Source organism: Halomicrobium sp. HArcel3, from assembly GCF_058933135.1.
The window spans coordinates 99351-122414 of sequence record NZ_JBZYDN010000003.1 but is presented as its reverse complement, the minus strand read 5'-3'; the positions used below and the strand labels follow the sequence as shown (position 1 = coordinate 122414).

The 23064-nt window shown below is 66.1% G+C and carries 22 protein-coding genes; 14 read left to right on the top strand and 8 right to left on the bottom strand.

Annotation, left to right across the window (positions count from 1 at the left end; genetic code table 11):
* Positions 1-46: 46 nt before the first annotated feature.
* Positions 47-1288, top strand: coding sequence for an OFA family MFS transporter (locus tag AC5FRV_RS10230; RefSeq protein ID WP_493560994.1), 1242 nt, complete (start codon positions 47-49; stop codon positions 1286-1288).
* Between the two features lie 36 nt (positions 1289-1324).
* Here AC5FRV_RS10230 and AC5FRV_RS10225 read toward each other — a convergent pair whose 3' ends face one another.
* The 3 genes from AC5FRV_RS10225 to AC5FRV_RS10215 are packed head-to-tail and all read right to left on the bottom strand — an operon-like array spanning position 1325 to position 6437.
* On the bottom strand, positions 1325-1831 hold the full coding sequence (locus AC5FRV_RS10225; protein WP_493560993.1) for a hypothetical protein: 507 nt from the start codon (positions 1829-1831) through the stop codon (positions 1325-1327).
* Positions 1832-1875: 44 nt separating this feature from the next.
* Positions 1876-2304 carry a hypothetical protein gene (locus AC5FRV_RS10220; RefSeq protein ID WP_493560992.1) on the bottom strand — a complete coding sequence of 143 codons (429 nt, stop codon included), beginning with the start codon at positions 2302-2304 and terminating at the stop codon, positions 1876-1878.
* On the bottom strand, positions 2301-6437 hold the full coding sequence (locus AC5FRV_RS10215) for a hypothetical protein (RefSeq protein WP_493560991.1): 4137 nt from the start codon (positions 6435-6437) through the stop codon (positions 2301-2303). Before AC5FRV_RS10215 ends, AC5FRV_RS10220 begins: the two co-directional genes overlap by 4 nt.
* 488 nt (positions 6438-6925) lie before the next feature.
* On the opposite strand from AC5FRV_RS10215, the gene AC5FRV_RS10210 reads away from it, so the two are divergent.
* The 4 genes from AC5FRV_RS10210 (at position 6926) to AC5FRV_RS10195 (ending at position 10050) form a co-directional block, all read left to right on the top strand.
* Positions 6926-7078, top strand: coding sequence for a hypothetical protein (locus AC5FRV_RS10210; protein WP_493560990.1), 153 nt, complete (start codon positions 6926-6928; stop codon positions 7076-7078).
* A 460-nt stretch (positions 7079-7538) separates the two neighbouring features.
* Positions 7539-7916, top strand: a complete 378-nt coding sequence (locus AC5FRV_RS10205) for an ArsR/SmtB family transcription factor (RefSeq protein WP_493560989.1) — start codon at positions 7539-7541, stop codon at positions 7914-7916.
* Positions 7909-8787 carry an arsenite methyltransferase gene (gene arsM / locus AC5FRV_RS10200; protein WP_493560988.1) on the top strand — a complete coding sequence of 293 codons (879 nt, stop codon included), beginning with the start codon at positions 7909-7911 and terminating at the stop codon, positions 8785-8787. The genes AC5FRV_RS10205 and arsM overlap by 8 nt, the downstream gene beginning before the upstream one ends.
* 12 nt (positions 8788-8799) lie before the next feature.
* Complete coding sequence (locus AC5FRV_RS10195) at positions 8800-10050, top strand: MFS transporter (protein ID WP_493560987.1); 1251 nt, start codon at positions 8800-8802, stop codon at positions 10048-10050.
* A gap of 128 nt (positions 10051-10178) precedes the next feature.
* On the opposite strand, the gene AC5FRV_RS10190 is transcribed toward AC5FRV_RS10195, so the two are convergent.
* Entirely contained in the window at positions 10179-11195 is a 1017-nt protein-coding gene (locus AC5FRV_RS10190) for a PhoU domain-containing protein (protein WP_493560986.1), read from the bottom strand.
* Positions 11196-11389: 194 nt separating this feature from the next.
* On the opposite strand from AC5FRV_RS10190, the gene AC5FRV_RS10185 reads away from it, so the two are divergent.
* Complete coding sequence (locus AC5FRV_RS10185) at positions 11390-12304, top strand: winged helix-turn-helix transcriptional regulator (protein ID WP_493560985.1); 915 nt, start codon at positions 11390-11392, stop codon at positions 12302-12304.
* Between the two features lie 67 nt (positions 12305-12371).
* On the opposite strand, the gene AC5FRV_RS10180 is transcribed toward AC5FRV_RS10185, so the two are convergent.
* The 4 genes from AC5FRV_RS10180 to AC5FRV_RS10165 are packed head-to-tail and all read right to left on the bottom strand — an operon-like array spanning position 12372 to position 15924.
* Entirely contained in the window at positions 12372-13067 is a 696-nt protein-coding gene (locus AC5FRV_RS10180) for a DapH/DapD/GlmU-related protein (RefSeq protein ID WP_493560984.1), read from the bottom strand.
* 4 nt (positions 13068-13071) lie between these two features.
* On the bottom strand, positions 13072-14067 hold the full coding sequence (gene phnE / locus AC5FRV_RS10175) for a phosphonate ABC transporter, permease protein PhnE (RefSeq protein WP_493560983.1): 996 nt from the start codon (positions 14065-14067) through the stop codon (positions 13072-13074).
* Positions 14064-14873, bottom strand: a complete 810-nt coding sequence (locus AC5FRV_RS10170) for a phosphonate ABC transporter ATP-binding protein (protein ID WP_493560982.1) — start codon at positions 14871-14873, stop codon at positions 14064-14066. The genes phnE and AC5FRV_RS10170 overlap by 4 nt, the downstream gene beginning before the upstream one ends.
* Positions 14874-14901: 28 nt before the next feature.
* Positions 14902-15924: a PhnD/SsuA/transferrin family substrate-binding protein gene (locus AC5FRV_RS10165; protein ID WP_493560981.1), complete on the bottom strand. Its 1023-nt coding sequence runs from the start codon at positions 15922-15924 to the stop codon at positions 14902-14904.
* 226 nt (positions 15925-16150) lie between these two features.
* On the opposite strand from AC5FRV_RS10165, the gene phnG reads away from it, so the two are divergent.
* The 8 genes from phnG to AC5FRV_RS10125 are packed head-to-tail and all read left to right on the top strand — an operon-like array spanning position 16151 to position 22908.
* Entirely contained in the window at positions 16151-16594 is a 444-nt protein-coding gene (phnG, locus tag AC5FRV_RS10160; RefSeq protein ID WP_493560980.1) for a phosphonate C-P lyase system protein PhnG, read from the top strand.
* On the top strand, positions 16591-17142 hold the full coding sequence (phnH, locus tag AC5FRV_RS10155; RefSeq protein ID WP_493560979.1) for a phosphonate C-P lyase system protein PhnH: 552 nt from the start codon (positions 16591-16593) through the stop codon (positions 17140-17142). The genes phnG and phnH overlap by 4 nt, the downstream gene beginning before the upstream one ends.
* A complete protein-coding gene (locus AC5FRV_RS10150) occupies positions 17143-18288 on the top strand; it encodes a carbon-phosphorus lyase complex subunit PhnI (protein WP_493560978.1) in 1146 nt (381 codons plus the stop codon).
* Complete coding sequence (locus AC5FRV_RS10145) at positions 18281-19363, top strand: alpha-D-ribose 1-methylphosphonate 5-phosphate C-P-lyase PhnJ (protein ID WP_493560977.1); 1083 nt, start codon at positions 18281-18283, stop codon at positions 19361-19363. Before AC5FRV_RS10150 ends, AC5FRV_RS10145 begins: the two co-directional genes overlap by 8 nt.
* On the top strand, positions 19360-20190 hold the full coding sequence (locus tag AC5FRV_RS10140) for an ATP-binding cassette domain-containing protein (protein WP_493560976.1): 831 nt from the start codon (positions 19360-19362) through the stop codon (positions 20188-20190). The genes AC5FRV_RS10145 and AC5FRV_RS10140 overlap by 4 nt, the downstream gene beginning before the upstream one ends.
* Positions 20187-20930 (top strand): phosphonate C-P lyase system protein PhnL, encoded by a 744-nt coding sequence (locus AC5FRV_RS10135; protein ID WP_493560975.1) that lies wholly within the window; start codon positions 20187-20189, stop codon positions 20928-20930. Before AC5FRV_RS10140 ends, AC5FRV_RS10135 begins: the two co-directional genes overlap by 4 nt.
* A complete protein-coding gene (locus tag AC5FRV_RS10130) occupies positions 20927-22108 on the top strand; it encodes an alpha-D-ribose 1-methylphosphonate 5-triphosphate diphosphatase (protein WP_493560974.1) in 1182 nt (393 codons plus the stop codon). Before AC5FRV_RS10135 ends, AC5FRV_RS10130 begins: the two co-directional genes overlap by 4 nt.
* Positions 22105-22908 (top strand): sugar phosphate isomerase/epimerase family protein, encoded by an 804-nt coding sequence (locus AC5FRV_RS10125; RefSeq protein WP_493560973.1) that lies wholly within the window; start codon positions 22105-22107, stop codon positions 22906-22908. The genes AC5FRV_RS10130 and AC5FRV_RS10125 overlap by 4 nt, the downstream gene beginning before the upstream one ends.
* Positions 22909-23064 lie beyond the last annotated feature (156 nt).

The following is a 23064-nucleotide window of genomic DNA, read 5'->3' as shown; positions in this document are numbered from 1 at the left end:
CCCGAGATAGCATCGTTCAAGTAGCGGACCGAGAGACAGAGGGCAGATGCTGGATCGATCGGTCCGGACCAGGTGGCTGCTCGTCCTCGTCGCGGCGGCCGGGATGGGTGCCGCCGGGTCCTACCAGTTCGTCTGGTCGTCGCTCAGACCAGCGCTCGGCATGCGACTCGGGGCGAGCGAGGCGGCGCTGGGGACGGTCTATACGATTTACCTCGTCGCCCAGACGCTCTCTCAGTTCCCGGCGGGCTGGTTCCGCGACCGCTACGGGCCGCGCCTGCCGGTGGCCGTCGGCGCGGTGCTCCTCGCCGTGGGCTACCTGGGAACCGGGGTCGCGACGGCGACGTGGCAGGTCACGCTCTGGTACGCCGTCGGCGGCGTCGGCGCGGGCACGCTCTACACCATCGCGGTGAACACGCCAGTCAAGTGGTTCACCCAGCGCCGCGGGCTGGCGACGGGGATCGTGACGATGGCCTACGGCGGCCTGAGCGTGCTGTTCATCCCGTTCGTTCGTGACGGGCTTGCGACGGACTTCTTCGGGACGGTTGCGACGCTCGGACTCGTCACCGGCGCCATCGCGTTCGCCGGCGCGCTCGTGCTCCGGGACCCCTCCTCGAGTTCCGACGACGGGGACGAGAGCGAAGGGGACGAGAGTCCCGACGCCGTGAGTGACCAGACCACGACAGCGGACGAGACCTACACCTGGCGCGAGGCGGCCCGGACCTGGCAGTTCTGGCTCCTGTACGCGATGCTGGTCGTCGTCAACGCCGTCGGGCTGATGCTCATCGGCAAGGCGGTAGCCTTCGCCGACCAGTTCGGGCTCCCTGCGGCGGTGCTGACGGCGGCGGCGTCGGTCGTCGCGCTCGCGGACAGTGCCGGCCTGCTGGCCATCGGCGGGCTCTCGGACCGCCTCGGCCGCGAGCGGACCGCTGCGGCGACGGTGACGCTCTCCGGCGTCGCCATCGCCCTGGCGGTGTGGACCGGCGCTACCCAGCGGGCGCTGCCGTTCGTCGTCCTGCTCGGCGCGGCGGCGTTTTTCCGGAGCCCGGTGTTCTCCATCGTCCCGTCGCTGGTCGGCGAGTACTACGGTCAGGCCCGGTCCTCGGAGAACTACGCCGTCCTCTACACCGCGAAGGCCTGGGGTGGCATCGGCGGCGGCGTCGTCGCGAGCCTGCTGATCACCCGCGTCGGCTGGTCCATGGCGTTCCTCCTGGGCGCCGCGGCGCTGAGTGCCGTCGGGCTGTCGCTGACCCAACTTCGGCCCGTGGAGTCCGATACCTCTCACGGCTGAAGCCGTGGGCTTCCGGGGGTAGGTGATTGCAACTGCTCAGCTCGGCGGCTCACAGCCCGTCTCGGTCATTCGACTGGTGTCGAACGGGAGGTCTTCCGAGGTACCATCCCTGTAGGCGTGGCGGTCGGGAAGGTAAGTTAGTATCTCGTTGTCGAATCCGCTGATCTGGGTGAAGCGAGGGTGGTGGACGTAAACGTAGTGGGGAATCTGTTCCGCCTCGACAGTAACGTTCGCCACCGTCGAGGGAGTCGTGAACGTACCGAGGTCCTGGGAGGCGATGACGCTCTCGTTCCGGTCGTACAGGCACAAGGAGACGTGCGCGAACGTGTCGTTTTCGACGACGGTTCCGTCGAGGGAGAAATACACCTGTTCGACCGGCTTGTATGGCGGCTCGTCGGAGAGGGGACCGGACGGTGAGAGTTCGTTATTTCCCACACCCGAGCTGCTCGTCACGTCGTCCCCGAGTCCGAAGACGGTACAGCCGCTGACGAGAACCGCCAGTCCGAGGAGTGCGAACGCGGCGACAGTTCGGTAGTGAGGCATGGGCTGATTCTCCTATGAGAGGTATTCGACATAAGAACCCGTGCTCACGGATGTGCTGGTAGTTCGCTCTTCGACGAAACTGTGCTTGGGCTGTAAATTCCATCGGCATCGTCGACTAATTCGTAGTACACGACCGAGATTTTTCTCACGTCCCAGAACTCCGGCGAGTGAATGACGATATACTCGGGTATCTCCTCCGTTCGAACCGAAACGTTCGCTTTCCGAACGAGCGTTCCGGCACTTACTGCACGAATCAGTGTGCGATTCTCCGAATAGAGATATACTCCAACGTCGTCGAATTCCGTGGGAGTCCCCCTCACCCCGTTAGTGATCTGGCCTTCCATTCGGAATCCAGTGTCCGATATCTCTTTTTCACCGCTGTAATCTATCGAGTCGCCAGGTCCGAACAGCGTACACCCGCTACTAGCGACCAGGATGACGACGAGTAGACCACGGAGTGCGCTCTGTATCATTTGGTGGGATTGTCTACGGTATACAGTTCTTCGATACTGAAGGCGTAATAACTGGTGTCTCTATACCTGAGGAGCGATTTATCCGACCATCCACCCCTCATAATACTCCATATTACTTCGCGGTCGCCCCTAATATCTACCCGTTCAGGCGTTTCGTCGCCACTGCTACCACTATACACTTCGCCCACCGGTAGTGGCGCCACACCGTCATCCGCCCTCCCGATATAGAACGAGTGGGCGAGTTCGTGCATTTCCACGGAGGCTGCTACTAACTCAGTCTTCGTGTCGTAGGGGGATCGATCTACATCCCTATCCGAAACTAATCCATACGGGTCCGTTGCCGATTCCGAAATCGGTTCCGCATAGACCATATGTCCGTTCGCTGGGAGTGCGATCGGGAAGCTAGCGGTAGTCGCGTGCAGGTTGAATCCCCACGGGTCACCGAGCGGGCGCTCTGTCGTGACGAAGAGATACAGTTCGGCGTTTTCGTCGTTCGTCTGACCCATTGCGGATGTGAGGGAGGTCACTGTATCGTCCCGAATTATATTCACGTCGATACCGTAGAGTGCGAAGTTGTCCTCGATGCCCTCTTCCCAGACACTATTGTTCAAACGTGCTTCCGGTAATCCCGCCACGAAATCAGCTTCTACTCGCACACCGACAGACGGCGTACTCCCTCCGGTTGGATCTGTTCCCCACTGAAGTTCACCGACGTGGATGTTCGAGTGTTCGTCTACGTCGTCGCCATCGATATCCGCACCAACGGCGGAGGGTGCTTCCGTTACAGGATGCACACCAGTCTGTTCGGAGACGATCTCGTCGCCTTCGATACCGTCGCCACTCTGTAGATGCTCCCTGTACAGGACGACGTTGTCCGTCCGACCGACATCGTAGACACCGATCCAGCCGTCCCAGTAGCCGTCATCGTCCGTGTCGGGATTTCTCGGACTGGTGTTGAAGCTGAGTTGGTCGTCCTGTCCAACGATCCACTCCGAGTCACCGCCAGGGACTGTATTATACACGTAGAGTTCGGCACGCGTCAGCCCGTGGACTTCTTGGCCGTCGGTGAGGCCGTCGTCGTCACTGTCAGCGTCCCAGGGGTCGGTCTCGTGCTTCCACTCTTCGCGACTATCGAGCCACCGGTCGGTCCGTTCGGCCCCGTCGAGAGCAGTAAACACCGCACGATCCCGGGGACTGGACCCATTCGTCAGAACGAAATCGAAGTCGTCCGAGCCGTCGTCGAGTTGGACGCTGGAGAGGGACTCGTCGTCGTCGATGACGTGGAGCTTCCTGGCGAGTCGGACGTTACCGTTCGCCTCGATCTGGTCGAGGAACTGTTGGTGATCGCTCGTGATCTGGTACGTCTGCTCGTCGTCCGGATCCGTGTGCGTCACCTCCCGCTCGACGTTGTCAGACAGCCCGTCTCCGTCGGTGTCGGGGTCGAGCGGATCCGACGTCACGTCGAGCGAACCGTTGTTCGGAACTGTCCCGTCGGCCCACTGGTAGGCGGACCCGGACGAGCTGTTCATTGTCTGAATCGTCCACCCCTTCCGTTCGCGCTCGTCCACTATCCCGTCTCCGTCGGTATCGTTCGATTTGGGATCGCTCGACCACGCGTACCCGGGGAAGTGGAGGACGTCGTCGTCGGAGAGGTCCTGGTCGGCGAGGAAGGTGTCCATGTCGACCTCTTCACCGTCCTCCAAGCCGTCGCCGTCCGTGTCGGGGTCGTTCGGATCGAGCTTGACGGTCCGGGTCGTGTTCGCCAGTGGGACGCCGCCCTCCTCCCAGGCGTCGCTGATGCCGTCGCCGTCGGAGTCGGTGGCTGCGCCGCCAGTCGACTCGACGGCGAAGTCGTCGACCCGGATCCAGGCGTTGGTGTCCTGTCGATCGTACGTCCACCGGCCGTCGGCACGGAACGAGATGGTCACCTCCTGGCCGGAGAACTCGGAGACGTCGACGCGCGGATTCGCGGTGACGGTGTGCGACGACCCGCCGTAATCCTGCTCCATCCGGAAGACGTCGAATTCCTCGCCGTTCTCGTCCTCCAGTACGAGTGTGACCGCCGAGTTCGACCACGCGGACTCGACGTGTGCTGTCAGGTCAGCCTCGACGAAGACGCCTTCGTCGGCACCCGCTTCGGGGAGCGTGAGCGTGTGTTCGAGGTACCGCATCCGGTTGGTCTCCTCGGAGACGAAGGCGTCACCGTCGCCGATTTCACAGGTACCGCTCACGGGCGTGTCGCTGTATTGACCGCCCCGGGGGTCGTTCCGACAGGTCCACGTCGCGCCGTTGACCGTCGCCGATTCGCCGGAATCGATCGTGACCTTGTCGTCGGCCTCGAAGTCGAACCTCGTGGTCTCGCTCGGACCAGAGGACCGCGCCGCAGCGGCCTCCTCCATCCGCTCACGGATGAGTTTCGACGCAGCGCCCGCGTCGAAAACGATCACAGTCGAGAAGTGTGAAGTCGTGGCAGTGACTGTGTCGTTGGCCGCGTCCACGGTCGAGGGGAGTCGATGGTACGCGCCGGTAGTCTCGTTGAATCGGTACACCGCAACGGACGACTCGTTCGTCTGGACCGCCGACTTGTCGTATTCGATGGTGACCGACGCGTTCGTGATGTTCCCGTCGACGCCGACGTGGACCGGGTCGCTGAGCGAGACGTCCGATGAAGCGCGGTTGGCGGAGAACCGGGCATGCTGTGCGCGCTCGACGGTCGTTTTACGCGCGACGTTCCCCGGTCCCGTGAGCGAGACGGTCGTTCCCAGGGAGGCGTTGCCAGTCGTCGTCGTGTAGGACTCGTTCCCGTCTCGGACGCCGTCGCCGTCCGTGTCTTCGTCCGTCGGATCCGTGTTGAACGGCGCATCCAGCTCCTCCCCGTCGAGAAGTCCGTCGCCGTCCGTGTCGGCCAGGAGCGGATCAGTCCCTAACTCGAGTTCTTGAGGATCGGTTAGACCGTCTCCGTCGACGTCTGCGTAGAGCGGGTCGGTGCCGTTTTCGATTTCGGCGAGGTTCGTCAGGCCGTCGCCGTCCGGGTCCTCGGCCCCGTCGAGGGTGCCGTCACCGTCAGTGTCCGCGTCGAGTGGGCTGGTCTGGGTGAGTGCGTACTCGTCACCGTCGTCGAGTCCATCTCCATCGGTGTCACTGGCCATCGGATCCGTCCCGGACTGTCGCTCTGCGAGGGTACGGAGACCGTCACCGTCGAAGTCCTCGTTCCCATCGATCACGCCGTTATCGGCCTCGTCTGCCCCAGTCGACGAACTATCGCTGTCGTAGTCCAGCGGATCGGTCCCGGTGACCGTCCGCTCGTATTCTCCCGGCAACCCGTCGCCGTCGAGGGCGAGCGATGCGTTCGTCGCCGATCCGTCAGCGAGCCCGACCTCGATATCGTTCACGCGTTGGGTAAGGTTGACAGTCGCCTGGTAGGGCACCGGCTGGCCGGGGCCAACGTTGCGGGCAGTCGTGTGGGCTGTCACCGTCCGCTCGCCGTTGATAGTCACGGTAACGTTCTCGATGGACGATGGTTGGACGGCAGTCACGTTGCCAGTGACCGTGTACTGGAGGGTCCCGTTTCCGCCTCGGACGGGGTCGGCCCGCTGGTCGATGGTGACCGTCGGCTCGACGTCGCGCCCGACGAACCTGAGCACCATGTTCGCGTGGCGGTGTGCAGTTCGAAGCTGGGTGATCGCCTGTGCTCGCGTTCCGAAGTACCGTCGTCCGTCGCCGCCGCGCTCCGCAGCGCGGTCGGCCCGGTCCAGTGCCCGCTCCGCAGTGTCCAGGTGTGCTTCCGCCGAGCGACGCAGACCCTGATTCTCCATGTCGTCGCCGTGACGATCGAGGACGCGGCGGGCGTCCGCGACGGCGACGCGGGCCGATTCGTCGTCGGCTTCGTACACCAGCTGGGCGGCCCGTTCGGCCTCGTCGCTCTGGTTCGTGTTGTGCAGGTGAGCAAGCGCGCGCACGCCGACCGCATCGTCGGTGAACTGGGCGCTGTCGTTCACGCGCGTTCCGTCCTGGTAGTACGGGAGCGTCCTGTTGATCCGGCCGTGGGCCCTGTCGATGTGGCTACTGTGACCGTGATGGCCGCCAGCGTCGAGGTCCGCGATCGCCTCGGCGGCGTAGTACTTCTTGACCACCGGTGGAGCGTTTGTGAGATTTTCAGGAGCATCGCGAGAATCGTTCACGTTGGTCGATGGCCCGACCGGTGTCGCAGTCGCCGTCTCGTTTGGTGGAGCCTCGGTTGGCGTTTCGGTCTCACTCGGCGTCTCGCCTGGTTCAGTCGTCAACGGGCCCTCGGTCGGCGTGGCGGTCGGCTGATTCCCCGCCCGCGTTTCCGTCGGGAGATTTCCGGACGCGTCCGTCTGTGCGCCGGCCACAGCGGCGTACGGCGTGATAGTCGAGACAACGATTAGTACTGCTATCAGGACTGTGAACCCCTTCCCACCCCAAGTCATAGTTCCACCACATACTATTATAATTTAAGTTTTTCGTGCGGATTCGCTATAATTTCCTTAACGTGAATATCGATTCATCTATCGCAGGTCGGTACTCTACGAGACTTGCGCCGACCGTAACAGGCGAACTGTGGTGAAGAGGGAATCGCAAAACGCTGCTTGGCTACCTCGTGCTGTACCCGGCGAAGGTGTGGGGCGCCATCGGCGGCGTCGTCGCGAGCCTGCTGATCACCCGCGTCGGCTGGTCGACGGCGTTCCTCCTGGGCGCCGCAGCGCTGAGCGCCGTCGGGCTGTCGCTGACCCAACTTCGGCCAGTGGAATAAGTATCGTCATTCCCGGGGTCTGACTATCTCGTGTTTCAGCGGTTCAGGATGCGCACCCACACTTCCCCGATTCGTTCGTCCGTGGGAACTGAAATCTAATGGAGCGCCGGATGGTCAGCAAGGTGAACACCGGGCGCCGTAGAACTGCCGTGTTACCCAGTTTTCTCTGTCCAACTCCCCGAATTCTGGTGCCCGAATCGGTCCGGTGTTTTCAGCGTGAAGTACCGTTCCGTCCACGTCGTCAACCATAGCGTGACGTCCTCGAACGGCGTGCCGTCGGGGTCGTCTGGAGTGACGTAGTCAGCGCGAACCCGCCCGTCGACAGTGGCGAGTGCAGCGGTCGTCGTTGTCCGTGAGCGTACGAACGCCGTACACGACGACCGTGCCAGGTGAGAGAGATTTCGTCTCCCTCCGGTCGAAACAGCTATATTAGCATGCACTCATATTACCATTCACTGAAATGGCTCCGAACGCTACCGAAACGGAATCCCAGTCCTGTCGACCCGACGACTCGGCCGAAAACGCGTGTTGTACAGCCATTCCCGAGGTCGAGGAGGATGCGCTGGTCGCGGACGTCCAGTTGCTCTCGGCGCTCGGCAACGACACCCGGTACGAACTGGTACGCCGTATCGGCGCCGCGGAGGGCAGCGTCTGCGTCTGCGACCTCGAAGCGGTCGTCGGCATCAGCCAGAGCGGCGTCAGCCAGGCTCTGTCGCGGCTCTACTCGGCGGGGCTGGTCACGCGACGGAAAGAGGGGTCCTGGCGGTACTACGGACTGACCGACGACGCCGAACGGCTTCTGGACACGCTCGACGCGCTGGGGAACGACGATGAGTGACACACCACCAGAGCAGTCGTCGCTCGACCGTGACGCCGATGAACAGCGCCGTCTCGTCAGGGAACGCTACGCCGACATTGCCACCGGCGACGGCGCGGATTCCTGCTGTGATGACGGGACGGGCAATGGGGAGAGCCGTCGTGAGGACGGGACTGGCGGCGGGGAGGGCTGTTGCGACGACGGCACAGGCACGGACAGCGAACGACTCGGCTACTCAAAGGACGACATCGAAGCGGTCGCGAACGGCGCAGACCTGGGCCTCGGTTGCGGGAACCCCAAGGCAATGGCCGACCTCGAACCGGGCGAGACGGTCCTCGACCTGGGCTCCGGTGCCGGCTTCGACTGCTTCCTCGCCGCGAACGAGGTCGGTGACAGAGGACAGGTCATCGGCGTCGATATGACGCCCGAGATGGTCGAGAAGGCCCGCGAGAACGTCGCAGTGAACGACGCGCGAAACGTCGAGTTCCGCCTCGGCGAGATCGAGCACCTTCCCGTGGCCGACGCCAGCGTCGACGTCGTCATCTCGAACTGCGTCATCAACCTCTCGCCGGCGAAAGGCCAGGTGTTCGCGGAGGCGTTCCGCGTCCTCGTCCCGGACGGTCGACTCGCCGTCTCGGACGTCGTGTTGACCGCGCCGCTTCCCGAGTCCCTCGAAACTGACCCGGACTCGGTGGCGGCCTGCGTCGCCGGTGCGTCGCCCGTCGCGGAGATCGAACGGCTGCTCATCGACGCCGGGTTCGTCGACGTCCGGATCGATCCGAAAGACGACAGTTCGGAGTTCATCAACGAGTGGGACGACCGGCTCGACCCGAGCGAGTACGTCGTCGCGGCGACGATCGAGGCGCGGAAACCGACGGCGCCGCGGAACTGACCGTCGGGACCGATGTCGGCGCACGCGGATCGGTCCAGCGACGGGTGGATCGACCGACCGAACGTCCGGATGCTGGCGGTCGTCAGCGCGACGCTGTTGCTGTCGGCGTTGCTCTGGTTCAACTACTCGGCGGTACTGCCGACCGTCTCCGATCGCTGGGGTCTCAGTGGCCTCCAGGCCGGCGTCGTCTACGGCGCCTTCCAGGCGGGGTACCTCCTCGGGGTCGTCCCGTTCGGGGCGCTCGTCGACCGGTACACGCCGCGGCCGGTCATCGCAGTGGGCGCGACGGTCGCGGCGATCGGTAACCTCGCGTTCGGCGCGGTGGCGGACGGGTTTCTCGTCGGGACCGCGTTCCGCTTTCTCAGCGGCGTCGGGATGGCGGCCGTCTACGTCCCGGGGATGCGATTCGTCAGCGAATGGTTCGACCCCAGCGACCGCGGGATGGCGATGGGGGTCTACGTCGGGACCTTCTCGATCAGCAGCGGGCTGTCGTTCGTGTTGACCTCGTCGATTGCCACGAGCGCTGGCTGGCGGACGGGCATCGTCGTGACGAGCCTACTCGCACTCTGTGCCGGACCGCTCGTGTACCCGCTGGGGCGGGACAATCCTGACCGGGTGTCGAACGACGGCGGCTTCGATCGATCGCTTCTGACCGACTGGTCGTTTCTCGCCGGCGTCGGCGTCTACGGCGCACACAACTGGGAACTGTACGGGATTCGTAACTGGCTCCCGGCTTTTCTCGTCTCGACGGCGGCCGTCGGAGCGACCGCCGCGCCGGTCGCCACCGCCGAGCTGCTGGCCGGTCTCGTCACGGTCGTCGGCGGCGCGGGAAACCTCGCTGGCGGCTGGCTGAGCGATCGAATCGGCCACTTTCGAGTGATAGCGGTCGCGCTCGCGTGTAGCGGCGTGGGAACGATCGTGCTCGCTGGGCTCACGTGGGAGTCGCTCGCGGTACTCGCTGCGGTCGTGCTCGGGTACGGGTTCGTGCTGACGATGGACAGCGCGCCGACCTCGACGACGATTACGCTGGTCGTCGACGACGACCAGCTCGGAACCGCGCTGTCGGTACAGGCCTTCCTGGGGACGCTCCCTGGCATCGTCTCGCCCGTCCTGTTCGGTGCGGCGCTCGACGCCGGCGGCTACGCGCTCGCGATGCCGACCCTCGGCGCGGGCGCGCTGCTCGGTGTCGGCGGCGTCTACCTCTTCTGGGCTGCGACCGGGACCCGGGCACGGGCCGAGACCAACGTCGACGTCGCGGATTGACCACCGCCACGGTCAGAAACACTCCCGACACCGACGGCAGGAGGTTTCGGACGAGCCGGTAGCGACGGCGGTTCCGGTCCCTGTTCAGGAACGGGCTCGCAGTGAGACCAGCCGACGCTCGCGACGCCTCACCGGTCGTCGATCTCGCTCCGAGAGACCTGCTGAATACTGATGTTCGCCACGTTCGCCCCGTACTCGGCGGTTCGGCGAAGACTGTCGAGGAGGAGACCGGCGGTGTGGGCTTCGCCGGGGACGCCGTGGTCGTAGAGGTCGCGGTCCAGCGCCTCGATCTCGGTGACGAGTTCGTCACGGTGTTCTAACGCCAGGTGAGCGGCCTCGATACCGGCGTCCGCGAGGATGACGTCCGCTGCGTGGTCGACGATCTGGCGCGCGTCCTTGCCGAGCGAGACGATCCGGTCACCGAAGTCGGCCGGCAAGCCCGCGTCGGGATCGAGAGCGAAGCGGGCTATCTTCTCCGCGTGGTCGGCGATGCGCTCGAACTGCCGGCACGCGTAGTAGTACTCGAAGAGGTCGTCGCGGCCGTGGTCGAGTTTCTCCACCTCGTGGAGGTCGGTGAGCGCCCGTCGGAAGTGCCTGGTCACCATGGCGAACAGCTTGTCCGCCTCGGCGTCCCGGTCGACGACGCGTTCGGCCAGCCTCTCGTCGTCGTTCACGACGGCAGTAACGGCGTCGCGATGCATCGCGAGCGTCACGAGACGCAAGCGGAGCGCGCTCTTTCGAACCTCGACGTTCTCCGCGTCGATGAGGTTCGTCAGCCGGATGCGGGTGTCCGTGACTTCGAGCAACTCGAAGCCCGAGAGTTCCTCGACGGTCTGTTCGACGGTTTTCCGTCTGTCCACGTCGTGTCCGCTCTGGTCGACGAGCGCCACCTCGTCGAATCCGACCGCGTGGAGGGCGTGGACGCGCTGTTCGACGGCGTTCTCTCCGCTGGTCGAGACGTCGACCGTCGCCGTACGGCGCTTTCTCGATCGGTCTGCCGACGCCTCGACGAGGAGCGATCCGTCACCGTTCGGGTGCAGTGACAGGACGGATCCGGCGTCGATCCCGTTCTCGGTCGCCCACGACTTCGGCAACGAGACTGTGTACGTCGTTCCCCCAGAGAGCTGTACTTTGCGAGTCTCCATACGGCACTACCTCGCGGAGACCCTACTGATGGTTTATATGAGAGGCACGTTCCAGTTCCATCCGATATATATCCGTACCGTCGGTACGGAGGGACCGATCGAACCCTCGGCGGAGGTCGTGACGATGGATTCTATATAGCCGTCCAGACAGTCTGTGGGATAGCCCTATAGCGAGCACACGTGCCCGGAAAAGTATGTCCCGCAGAACGTGGCATCGGCCGAGAGACGCGACCAGACACGGCCGTGATGCGACACTCTCGCAGGTGATCGAGGCCATCGACCGGACGGCGCCGCCGACGAAGGCGGACTTGGCCGAGGCAGTCGGTATCTCCGAACAGTACGTCTCCGAACTGCTCCAGGAACTGAAACGGGACGGCGTCGTCAGGAAGGCCTACGTCGTCGACGACGCGGCCGTGTTCGACACCGCGGACAACGTCTCGAAGTTCTTCGAGTCGACCGCGGACGCCGCCGGCGAGAACGGCCATCGCGCGCCCGGCAACGACAGAGGGACGACCGTCCTCGAACTGCTCGAACGACTCGACGACGTGACCTCGACCCAGTACGAGGCGGCGCGACTCGCCTTCGTGGACGAGACGCCCGACCACCCGGCCGACGGGCTCGAATCGCTCACCAACGAGCGATACTTCGCAGTGCTCGGCGAACTGAAGTCCTATACACTGACGACCGACTGGCCTGGAAACCGCGTCGCGTCCGACCTGGCGACGATCGCGACCAACCTCGAAATCGTCGGCGACCGGTCGTGTTTCATCGCCGACGTCGTCGACCGCCAGGATACCCAGACGACTGGCGTCATCGAGGAACGCATCCTCGACGTCTTCGAGGCGGGCAGCCGGATCAACGGCTACCTCGTGGACGTCCTCTTCGAGGGAGATCTGGACGCCTACGACGCGTTACACGCCGAAGAGGAGACCGTCCACCGCGACCTCGACGAGCTGTTCGAACTCGTCACCGCCTACGACCCGGAGCTGTACGGCTACCTCGTGACGGTGACGCGGGCGCTCGAACGCGCGATCTACTACTGGGTGGACGCCGCCGAGATCGCCGTGCGGCTTCACTCGGGGATCGAGCCCGACCACGCGATGATCTGATCGACGCACCGCCGCCGCTCCGTCACGATACGGGCAAGCGATTCACGCAAAAGGAGCGCCTGGTCACTCAGTCGGACGCTTCCGCACCGGCCGTCTCGGGTGCGTACTGATCCAGGAACGCGTCGAGGTCCCGGAACGCCGCCAGTCGGTCGGCCAGCGTCTCGTGGTCCCAGTCCCACCACTCGGTCGCCTCGATGAGGTCGGCGACGTCTTCGGGGAACCGCCGCCGGATCGGTTCGGCGGGGACGCCCGCGACCACGGTGTAGGGATCGACGTCGCGTGCGACGACGGCACCGGCTCCGACGACCGCGCCGTTGCCGATTTCGACGCCCGGGAGCACGATTGCACCGTGACCGATCCAGACGTCGTGGCCGACGGTGACCGGCTGGTCGGCGCGCCACTCGAAGATGGACTCGTCGTCCTCGCCCAGGTCGTACATCTCGGCGCGGTAGGTGAAGTGGTGGGCCGACGGCCGGTCGATGGGGTGGTTCGTCGGGCCGAGGCGGGCGTCCGAAGCGACGTTGCCGAACTTCCCGATCGTACTGTGGTCGAGCTGGACACGCTCCATAAGGTACGTGTAGTCGCCGACGGCGGACTCGTTGACCCGTGCCCCGGCGCGCACCTCTGTCCACTCCCCGAGCGTGCTCTTCGTGATCTGGACCGGCTCGTGGAGCGTCGGTTCGGGCGAGAGGCCACCCACACGGTCCGCGCCGTGGGAGTCGACGTAGTAGCCATCGTCGGTCGCTTCGAAGGGCGTCGTCATCGGGTCACCGCCTCCCCCCAGCCGACTCGACGATCTTGCGCGGGGCGGTGACGAACGCCTCCAGCACGCCGGTCTTCTCGACGTCGTCCTCGTCGCGCAGGTACGAACGCACGCGCTGGCTCGCCAGTTCGACGGAGCCGGCGAGGACGACGACCAGGATGATGCAGGCCATCATCTCGGTGTAGTTGAACGTCTGCTTCTGGATGTTGAGTTCGAGACCGAGGCCACCGGCGCCGATGAGGCCGAGGGTGATGGCGACGCGGACGTTGTGTTCGAGGTCGAAGGCGATCCAGGCGATGAACTGGCGGAACACCTGGCTGAGCATGCCAAAGGAGATGACCTGGCGCGACCCCGCGCCGGTGCTCTCGACGCCCTCGATGGGACCGTCCGCTATCTCTTCGAGTTCGTCGGTGAACAGCCGTCCCAGGTAGCCCGTGGTGTCGACCATGATGGCCAGCACGCCGGTGAAGGGCGAGACGCCGCCGAGTGGGATGAAGATGAGCGCCCAGACCAGCGCCGGGATGGCGCGGATCAGGCTCATCGTCCCCCTGAAGAGGAAGTTGAACGGGTACGGAACGACACGCTCGCTGGCGAGGATGCCGAACAGCAGCGCCCCCGGGAGGCCGAGGACGGTCCCGGCGAACGCGATGGCCATCGTCACCTGCGAGGCCTGGAACAGGTCCGCCTCGACCATGAAGTTCCAGTACTGGCCGACGTCGACGAACGGGATGCCGAAATAGGTGGTCGGCGGGAAGTACTCCGTGAGCGCGTCGACGAAGAAGGGAAACTGGGTCGTCAGCTGTGCGAGCGTGAACTCCGCCGTCTGGAGGCTCAGCAGGAACAGCCATCCCCCGACGACGACGCCGAGGGCCGTCCAGAGCCGCCGGACCGTCTTCCGCCGTTTGAGTTCCGTGAGCTTCCGGTCGACGTCGGAGGTGCCGGTCTCGGCGAACCCGAAGTAGGCGCGGAGCCCGCCGCCCGGCGGCGACTCCGAACTCACGCCTCGACCCTCCAGTCGTCGCCGTCGGCCGGGGGCGACTCGCCGTTCGTGTCCGCCTCGACTGCGACGGGATCGTCCGCCAGTCCGACCGTCTCGACGTCGCCGTAGAGGTCGTCGATGAGTGCGGGGGTGAGTTCGTCGCTCCCGACGTCGAACAGCAACTGGCCGTCGCGCAGGCCGATGAAGCGCTCGCCGAAGTGTGCCGCGATGTTCACCTGGTGGAGGCTCACGAGCGCCGTCACCTGGTGGACGGACGCGGCCTTCTTGAGGTAGCCCATCACCGTCTCGGCGCTGGACGGGTCGAGACTGGCGACGGGTTCGTCGGCCAGGAGGAGCGACGGGTCCTGGACCAGGGCGCGGGCGATGCCGACGCGCTGTTGCTGGCCGCCGCTCATCTGCGTGACACGCTGGTGTGCTTCGTCGAGGAGGCCGACGGTGTCGAGCGCTTCGAGGGCCCGTCGCTTGTCCGCACGGTCCTGCCACTGGAACAGGCTCTCGACGAACCCGGCCCGTTCGAGCGAGCCGGTGAGTGCGTTCAGGTACGCCGAGACGCCCTCGACGAGGTTGTGCTGCTGGAAGATCATCCCGACCGACGGCTGGGAGCCTTCGAGGGGCTCGCCGTCGAGGTAGACGCCGCCGCTGGTCGGCTCCGTCAACCCGTTCACGCAACGCAGCAGCGTCGACTTCCCGGCGCCGGACTCGCCCAGCAGGACGACGAACTCGTCTTCGATCTCGAAGGAGACGTCCTCGACCGCCGTGACGTCGCCGTACTCCTTCGTCAGGTTCTCTACGGTGAGTGTACTCATGATTGGAAAGTGTGCGTTGGCGACGGCCCTAGCCGAGTTCGATGCCGAGGTCGTTGAGGCGTTTGATCACGGGTTCGTAGTTGTCCATGGTGGTCTCCTCGAGCGTCGTGAACGGCAGGTCGTTCTCGTTGTAGTCGTCGGGCAGGTACTCCTGGATCAACGCCTCGTCGGACGCAAGCAGCTGCTCGCGGATCTTCTCTTTCATCGGCGAGTCCCACGACTGGCGCGCGTATATCGGCTGTTTGGGGATCGGGAAGGACCACCAGAACGGCCGGAGCGCCGTGCCCTCCTCGCCGCGATTGCCGGTGAACGAGTCCTCTTCTGCGACGCGGTCGGGGAGTTCCTGGTCCTCGGCGAGGTAGGCCATGCCGTTCCCGGACCAGGTGGTGCATGCGTCGGCCTCGTCGTTCAGCACGCGCTGGACGGCGTCACCGTGGTTGGACCACGTCCCCTCGAAGTCGACCGGGTCACCGTCCGGGGCGTCGCCGACGTCCAGGCCGGCCTCCTTGAGCGCGTAGACGGCGAAGATAGACCCGCTCGTCGAGAGCCGATCGGCGAATGCCATGTTTTTCCCCTCGATATCCGTCCGCTCGTCGATGTCCGAGTCGGGCTTCGTGAGCATCATCGAGAAGTAAAAGGCCGTCCCGCCGGTGACGGCTGTCCCGAACAGGTCCATGATGTCCGGTTTCGAGATGAGCGTCACGTCGTCCATCCCGATCTCGGCCTGTTCGCTCTCGAGGGCCGTCCGCACTGCCGAGTAGTCCTGGGGGACCTCCATCTCCAGGTCGAGGCCGTCGATTTCCCCTTCGAGCATGTCGTGAACGGGAGCGTACTGCGGCCGTACGTCCGACGGTGTGTCGGGAGTCAGCAGCATCGTTATCGGCTCACTTCCGCCGCCACCGAGCACGCCCGAACACCCCGCGAGCCCGGTCAGCGCAGCGGTCCCGGCTGCGCCACCGACCAGGAACCCGCGGCGACTCACCCGTCCCGTGTCCATCCCGTCCGTCCGTTCCCGTACACCCGATCCGTCGGTGCTGGTCTCGTCCAACATCACCTGAACGGCCCGGAGTGGGTAGAATAACCGTTTGCTGCGTAAAGTCCGGAGGGACTTGTTCGGTAAGCGCCGTTGCAGTCTCGATCACCAGTTCCGCAGTGGCGGTCCATACTAGTCCGGACCGCTCGATCCGGGGGGTGGATCGAACCGGTTCACGCTGGCGACGATGGAGAGTACGCAGTGAAGGCTTATCGGGCCGTTTCGGGTGGATTCGCTCGATCACATGGACGATCCACACGACCGGTCGGATAGATTCGAGTTGATCGCCGCTTGCGACGGCGACGCTCTCGAATCAGTCGCCGACCAGGTACTGGCCAGCGATCCGACGCTTGACGTACTCCAGGAACCGCGGCCACAGCTCGTGATGCAGCGCGTCGTCGAACCCGTCGAACGCCGGCCGTTCAACCTCGGCGAGGTCGTCGTCACGCCCGCGGAGGTCTCCCTCGACGGCGAGCGCGGGTTCGCGATGGTTCCAGGGAAGGCCGAGCGGGCCGCTCTCTCCGGCGCGATCGTCGACGCCGCCGTCGCCGACCGCCACCCGATCGCCGACGAGGCCGTCGCCGTCCTGGAACAGGCAGGCGAGGCGTACGAACGCGAGCGCGAACAGACGTGGGCGGAGAGTCGCCACACGACCGTCGAGTTCGAGACGATGGAGGACGACCTGTGAGAGCGCTCGGCATCGACCCCGTGCACGACACGCAGACCGCGTTTCGCGCCCTGTGCGACGCGACGAGTCGGCCGGGGACCGTCGCCGACGTCGGCTCTTCGCCCGCCGATCACGCGATTCTCGCCACGCTCGTCGACCACGAAGTGCGCACGTGGACCGACGACGGAGAGCTCCGTTCAGCACTGGAGAGCCAGGGTCGCTTCGACCCGAGCGAACCGGCCGAGGCCGACCTGCTCCACACGCACGGCCAGCCTGACTGGGACGTCCGCGAGTGCAGCCACGGGTCGCTGGTCGAACCGAGCGAGGGCGCGACCGTCGTCTATCGCGTCGACGGCCTCGAAACGGGCGCGGACAGCGCGCTCACGACCGTCGAACTAAGCGGGCCCGGCGTCGACGGGACGCGCCGCCTCAGTGCCGACCTCCCGGCCAGCGAACTCGAACGGCTCGCCGAGGCCCAGTCGACCTATCCGCGGGGCGTCGACGCCTACCTGACGAGCGGCGAGTACGTGGCGGCCATCCCGCGGTCGAACGACCTGGAGGTGGTGTAGATGGGCTACGTCGCCGTCACGGCCGGCGAGGAGATCATCGAACGCGCCGAGGACCTCTTCGAGAAGCAGCGCCTCGACGCGGACGAACCGTCGCTCACCGTCGACCAGGTCGACGGCCAGCTCTCGCGGCTGACCGCCCAGGCGATGAGCGAAGGCGGGCTGTACGCGCCGCGACTCGCCGCACTCGCCGTCATCCAGGCCCAGGGTGACACCGTCGAGGCGTCGTTCCTCCTGCAGGCCTACCGTTCGACGCTGGAGCGGTGGGACGAGACCGACCCGGTCGATCCCTCCGAGATGTTCGCGACGCGTCGCGTGTCGCCGGCGTACAAGGACGTCCCCGGCGGCCAGATTCTCGGCCCGACCAAGGACTACACCCAGCGCCTCCTCGACTTCGACATCGGTGAGGACGAGACGGACCCGACCGCGGACTGGGACCTCCCGGACGCCGAGCCGACCACCGTCCGGAACGTCATGGAGGTGCTCCGCGAGGAGGGGCTGGTCCACGAACCGGCGGCCGACGCCGACGACTACGGCGACCCGGTCGACACGACCCGCGAACCAGTCACGCATCCGGCAGGCCGAGACGAGGTGCTCCAGGAACTCGCCCGTGGCGAGACCGGCGCCGTCACCGCGCTGGGATACTCGGCCATGCGCGGCTACGGCCAGGTCCACCCGACGCTCGCCGAGGTCCGGGTCGGGAAGCTTCCGGTCCGGATCACCCACCCCTACACCGGCGACGACGTCCGGGTCACCGACGTCGAGGTGAGCGAGTCCGAGGCCGTCGTGCCCGTGTACGCCAAGCGCGACGACCCGCAGTTCGCCTTCGGCTACGGCCTCACTTTCGGCCGGAACGAGCGCAAGACCATCGCGATGACCATCCTCGACGCGTCGATTCAGCTCGACAGCGAGAAAGAGCCCGCCGAGAACGCCGAGTTCGTCCTCGACGCCGTCGACGGGCTGGATTCGTTCGGCTTCATCGAGCACCTCAAACTCCCCCACTACGTCACCTTCCAGAGCATCCTCGACCGCATCCGCGCCGTTCGGGAGGGCCGGGGGCTCGACGCGGGGGCGGAGACGGCGGCCTCGTCGGCTGCAGACGGTGGCGACGCGCCGGCCCAGGCCCCGGAGGTGAGCGACGATGACTGACGCCGAACCCGGATCGCTCGAAGAGAGTGGGGCAGCGACCGACGAGAGCGGGACAGAAATCTCGGCGGTGTCCGTCGCGGACGCCGTCGGCGACCTCTCCGGCGAAGGGCTCTCGGGGTACAACTACGCGTATCTCGACGAGCACACCAAGCGCGAGGTCCGGCGGGCCATCCTGAAGGGGATCGCCATCCCGGGCCACCAGGTGCCGTTCGCGTCCCGGCCGATGCCGCTGGCCCGCGGCTGGGGCACGGGCGGCATCCAGGCGTCGCTCTCGCTGCTCGGCCCCGACGACGCGTTCAAGGTCATCGACCAGGGGAGCGACGAGAGCGTCAACGCGGCCAACGTCCGGCGACTGGCCGAGACGACCGCCGAGGTCGAGACGACCACCGATACGACCGAGGCCGACGTGATCCAGACCCGCCACCGAATCCCCGAGGAGGTCCTGGACGAGGACCAGATCCTCGTCCTCCAGGTACCCATCACCGACGCGCTCCGGAAGGTCGACTCCTCCGACGCGGCGAATCGCCGGCGCCACGCCCACGCGAACTACGGGAAGATGTGGGTCCACCTCTACGAGAACGTCGTCGAGTGGGGCGAGATACAGATCGCGGCCCGTTACCCGGCGATGGTCGCCGGCCGCTACCTGATGGACCCCTCGCCCATCCCGCGCTGGGACGTGCCGAAACTCGACGACGCGGACAACCTGTTCGTCTTCGCGGCCGGTCGCGAGGCCCGCATCTACGCGGTCCCGCCCCACACCGACGTCGAACCGCTCGCCTTCGAGGACAAATCGTTCCAGGTCGAGCGGTTCCCCGACCAGTCCTGCCGATCCTGTGGCGCGACGGACACCTACCTCACCGAGATAGAGACCGACGACGAGGACCGGCTGTACGTCTGCAACGACACCAGCTTCTGCCTCAAACGGCAGGACGAACCGGACCTTCCCAAGGACCACCACCTCGACCGCGACGGTGTGGACTGGGGTCCCGGAACGCCGGGCGGGCCGACGGTAGAGGCGGCGGCCGGCGAACCGGTAGACGACGCGGCCTCGCCAGACGGAGGTGACGACGCGTGACGCTCCTGGACGCCAGCGACCTGCGGAAAGTGTACGGCGACTCCTGTGGTGACTGCGTCGACCACACCGGCGACGCCGCGGGGACGAACCAGTGTCCCCAGTGTGGGGCCGTGGTGGCGTGTGCCGACGTCTCGCTCGATGTCGAACCCGGCGAAGTGCTTGGCATCGTCGGCGAGTCCGGGTCGGGGAAGTCCAGCGTCGCCGAGTTGCTCGCACTCGAACGGGCGACCGACGGAGAGGCGAGCGGCGACGTTCGACTCGACGGCCGCGACGGCAACCTCCTCGACGCCGACTACGAGACCCGACACCGCCTCCGGAACGGCGCGGTCGGCCTCGTCCACCAGCACGTCCGCGACGGGCTCAACCTGGAGTTTACCGGGGGCGGCAACGTCGCCGAGAAGCTGCTGGCCGCCGGCTGGCGCAACTACGGCGACGTCCGCGACCGCGTCCGCGACCTCTTCGCGGAGACGGAGGTCCCAGTCGAGCGGATGGACGACCCGACGGAGACGTACAGCGGCGGGATGCAACGACGGGTCCAGATCGCTCGCGCGCTGGCCACCGACCCGGACGTGGTGATCCTCGACGAACCGACGACGGGGCTCGACGTCAGCGTCCAGGCCCGCGTGCTGGACATGTTCCGGCGCATCCAGCGCGAGGAGGACGTGGCCGCCGTCGTCGTGAGCCACGACCTGGGCGTCGTCAGGCTGCTTGCCGACCGGACGCTGGTAATGCGCCACGGACGCGTCGTCGAGACCGGCCTGACGGACCGCGTCATGGAGGACCCGCACCACGAGTACACGCAGACCCTCATCAACTCAGTCATATGACCGACGTTCTCACCGTCGAAAGACTCACCAAGACCTTCGACATGCACGCGCTCGGCGACAAACAGGTCGTCGGGCTCGACGACGTATCGTTCACCGTCCGCTGCGGCGAGTTCCTCGCTATCGTGGGCGAGTCCGGCAGTGGCAAGTCCTCGCTGCTGAAGTGTCTCTACCGGACGTACGAACCGACGGCCGGGTCGACGGTCTACCACCCCGCAGACGCCGACCTGGCGACCTGTGACGACCGCACGGTGATGGCCATCCGGGACTCGACGCTCGGCTACGCGTCGCAGTTCCTCGACGAGATTCCGCGCGTCCCGGCCATCGACGTCGTCGCCCGGCCGCTTATGGAGCGCGGGACGCCGGCGGCGCAGGCTCGCGACCGTGCCCGCGAGCTCCTGGACGCGCTCGGGCTGCCAGAAGAACTGTGGGAGGCCTACCCGGCGACGTTCTCGGGCGGCGAGCGCCAGCGGGTTAACCTCGCGCAGGCGCTCGCGCCGGAGCCGGAGCTCCTCCTGCTCGACGAACCCACGAGCGCGCTCGACCCCGAGACGCGGACGGCGGCCATCGAGTTGCTCTCAGAGTCGACCGACGCGGAGACGACGGTCGTCGGCGTCTTCCACGACCGCGACGTCGTCGAACGGGTCGCCGACCGCGTGGCCGTGCTCGACGGGGGCGAACTGCAACGAGTCGTCCCGGTCGCGGAGTTCGCTGCCGAGAAGGAAGAAGAGGTGGTCGCATGAGCCAGCGACCGCGGTCCACCGGTGAAACGGTAACTGACGCGACGTCGTCTTTCGCCGTGACGAACGCCGCCGTCGTCACGCCCGACGCGGTCGTCGAGGGCGGCGTTCGGATCGAGGGCGACCGCATCGTCGCCGTCGGTGACGTCGACGACGCCGACGCAGTGACCGTCGACGCCGACGGCCAGTACGTCCTGCCGGGCCTGGTCGACCTCCACGGCGACGACATCGAGTCCCACCTGCACCCGCGCGCCGGAGCGCGCATGGACACGCACATGGCGCTCGCGGCGGCGGACCGGGCGAACCTCGCGGCGGGCATCACGACGAAGTTCCACGCCATCTCCTTCGAGATCGACCCCGACGCCGACAGGTCTCCCGAACTCGGGGCCGAGCTGACGGACGCCATCGAGTCGACGGACGACCTGCTGGCCGACCACCGCCTCCACGCGCGCTGTGAAGTCACACAGGAGGAATGCGTCGACGCCGTCGTCGACGTGACCGAGGCCGGCAACGCCGACCTCGTGTCCGTGATGAGCCACGTCCCCGGCAAAGGACAGTTTCGGGACGAGGAGGCGTTCCTCCAGTACTACCGGGACTCCCACGACCACACCGTCGAGGAAGCCGAAGAGATGATCGCCGAGCGCGGGGACGTCTCGATGGCGACCATCCGCGAGCGCATCGAGCGCGTCGTCGACTGTGCCCACGCGAACGGTGCCGTCACGGCGTCCCACGACGACGAGGACCCCGCAGAGGTCGAGCGTCTCGCCGAAGCGGGCGTCGACATCTCGGAGTACCCGATCACGATGGCGACGGCCGAACGGGCCCACGAGCTCGGGATGACCGTGACGATGGGCGCACCGAACCTCGTCCGCGGGGAGAGCCAGTGGGGGAACCTCGCCACCGCGGACGCCATCGATGCCGGGGTCGTCGACGCGCTGGTCGCCGACTACCACCCGCTCTCGCTCCTGGCCGGGACGTTCGTCGATACCGGCGAGCCGCTCCCCGAGCGAGTCGCGAGAGTGACGGCGAACCCGGCGGCCGCTGTCGGCCTGACCGACCGCGGACGGATCGAACCGGGTGCGCGGGCCGACCTCGTCCTCGTCGACCGCGAGCCGACGCCGACGGTGTCGCGGGCGTTCGTCGCCGGCGACCCGGTATACCGGGCGGAGGGGTCGCGATGACGTCAGTCGGTGCTGCGATGGACGTCCGCTTCGGCGTCTCTGTCGAACAGTTCATCGAGTACGTCACCGATCTCGGGCTCTCCCACGTCGAACTGAAGCGCGAGTACCTCCACGGTCATCCCGACGCGCCCTCGCCGGCGGAACTCGGCACCATTGCCGACCGGTACGGCGTGTCTATCACGTACCACGCACCGTTCCGCGACTGGAACATGGGAAGTTTCAACGACGCTGTGCGGGAAGCGTCCGTTTCACAGGTGAAGCAGACGCTCGACGACGCGGCGGCGGCCGGCGCGGGCGCCGTCGTCGTTCACGGCGGTGCGGTCCCCCATCGCTACCCCTCGTGGGTCAGGGAGAAGGCCGCCGAAAACGCCCGCCAGTCGCTGCGTGAGTGCGCCGAATACGCCCAGTTCGTCGGCGTCCCGCTCTGCCTGGAGAACCAGCCCGTCAGCGACGAGAAGCAACGCTGCACGACGACGCCAGACGACCTGGAATCGGCGCTCGGAGCGGCGGACGTCCTGCCCGAATATCTCGGCGTCACGCTCGACGTGGGGCATGCGAAGGTCAATGGCTACCACTGGCGCGACTTCCTCGACCGCTTCGGCGACCGAATTCGGGTGTGTCACCTCCACGACAACGACGGGACGGCCGATGATCACGAGCCGCTCACTGACTATCGTCAGATAGTCGACGCCGTCCCGGCCGACTACTTCGTCTTCGAGACGAAGTCGGTCGCCGACGTCGCCCGGTGTCTGGGCGTCGACGAAGACGACATCGAAACCCCGCCGAACAGGCTGGAGTGATCACCGTTCGAGACGCGACGCCGGGAGTCGACTGCCTCGAACGCTGACGACGCTTCTACCCGTCCGTTCGCTTCCGACCGAGAATACTCGCGACGGCGTGGCGACGACTCTCCGTTGTCCTTCCGTAGCCTCGATACGAATGCTACCGGTAGTTAC

Excerpts from the sequence above, each read along its gene's own strand:
- AC5FRV_RS10230 (WP_493560994.1), top strand. The coding sequence starts at position 47 with ATGCTGGATCGATCGGTCCGGACCAGGTGGCTGCTCGTCCTCGTCGCG.
- AC5FRV_RS10225 (WP_493560993.1), bottom strand. The coding sequence starts at position 1,831 with ATGCCTCACTACCGAACTGTCGCCGCGTTCGCACTCCTCGGACTGGCG.
- AC5FRV_RS10220 (WP_493560992.1), bottom strand. The coding sequence starts at position 2,304 with ATGATACAGAGCGCACTCCGTGGTCTACTCGTCGTCATCCTGGTCGCT.
- AC5FRV_RS10205 (WP_493560989.1), top strand. The coding sequence starts at position 7,539 with ATGGCTCCGAACGCTACCGAAACGGAATCCCAGTCCTGTCGACCCGAC.
- arsM (WP_493560988.1), top strand. The coding sequence starts at position 7,909 with ATGAGTGACACACCACCAGAGCAGTCGTCGCTCGACCGTGACGCCGAT.
- AC5FRV_RS10195 (WP_493560987.1), top strand. The coding sequence starts at position 8,800 with ATGTCGGCGCACGCGGATCGGTCCAGCGACGGGTGGATCGACCGACCG.
- AC5FRV_RS10190 (WP_493560986.1), bottom strand. The coding sequence starts at position 11,195 with ATGGAGACTCGCAAAGTACAGCTCTCTGGGGGAACGACGTACACAGTC.
- AC5FRV_RS10185 (WP_493560985.1), top strand. The coding sequence starts at position 11,390 with ATGTCCCGCAGAACGTGGCATCGGCCGAGAGACGCGACCAGACACGGC.
- AC5FRV_RS10180 (WP_493560984.1), bottom strand. The coding sequence starts at position 13,067 with ATGACGACGCCCTTCGAAGCGACCGACGATGGCTACTACGTCGACTCC.
- AC5FRV_RS10170 (WP_493560982.1), bottom strand. The coding sequence starts at position 14,873 with ATGAGTACACTCACCGTAGAGAACCTGACGAAGGAGTACGGCGACGTC.
- AC5FRV_RS10165 (WP_493560981.1), bottom strand. The coding sequence starts at position 15,924 with ATGTTGGACGAGACCAGCACCGACGGATCGGGTGTACGGGAACGGACG.
- phnG (WP_493560980.1), top strand. The coding sequence starts at position 16,151 with ATGGACGATCCACACGACCGGTCGGATAGATTCGAGTTGATCGCCGCT.
- AC5FRV_RS10150 (WP_493560978.1), top strand. The coding sequence starts at position 17,143 with ATGGGCTACGTCGCCGTCACGGCCGGCGAGGAGATCATCGAACGCGCC.
- AC5FRV_RS10145 (WP_493560977.1), top strand. The coding sequence starts at position 18,281 with ATGACTGACGCCGAACCCGGATCGCTCGAAGAGAGTGGGGCAGCGACC.
- AC5FRV_RS10135 (WP_493560975.1), top strand. The coding sequence starts at position 20,187 with ATGACCGACGTTCTCACCGTCGAAAGACTCACCAAGACCTTCGACATG.
- AC5FRV_RS10130 (WP_493560974.1), top strand. The coding sequence starts at position 20,927 with ATGAGCCAGCGACCGCGGTCCACCGGTGAAACGGTAACTGACGCGACG.
- AC5FRV_RS10125 (WP_493560973.1), top strand. The coding sequence starts at position 22,105 with ATGACGTCAGTCGGTGCTGCGATGGACGTCCGCTTCGGCGTCTCTGTC.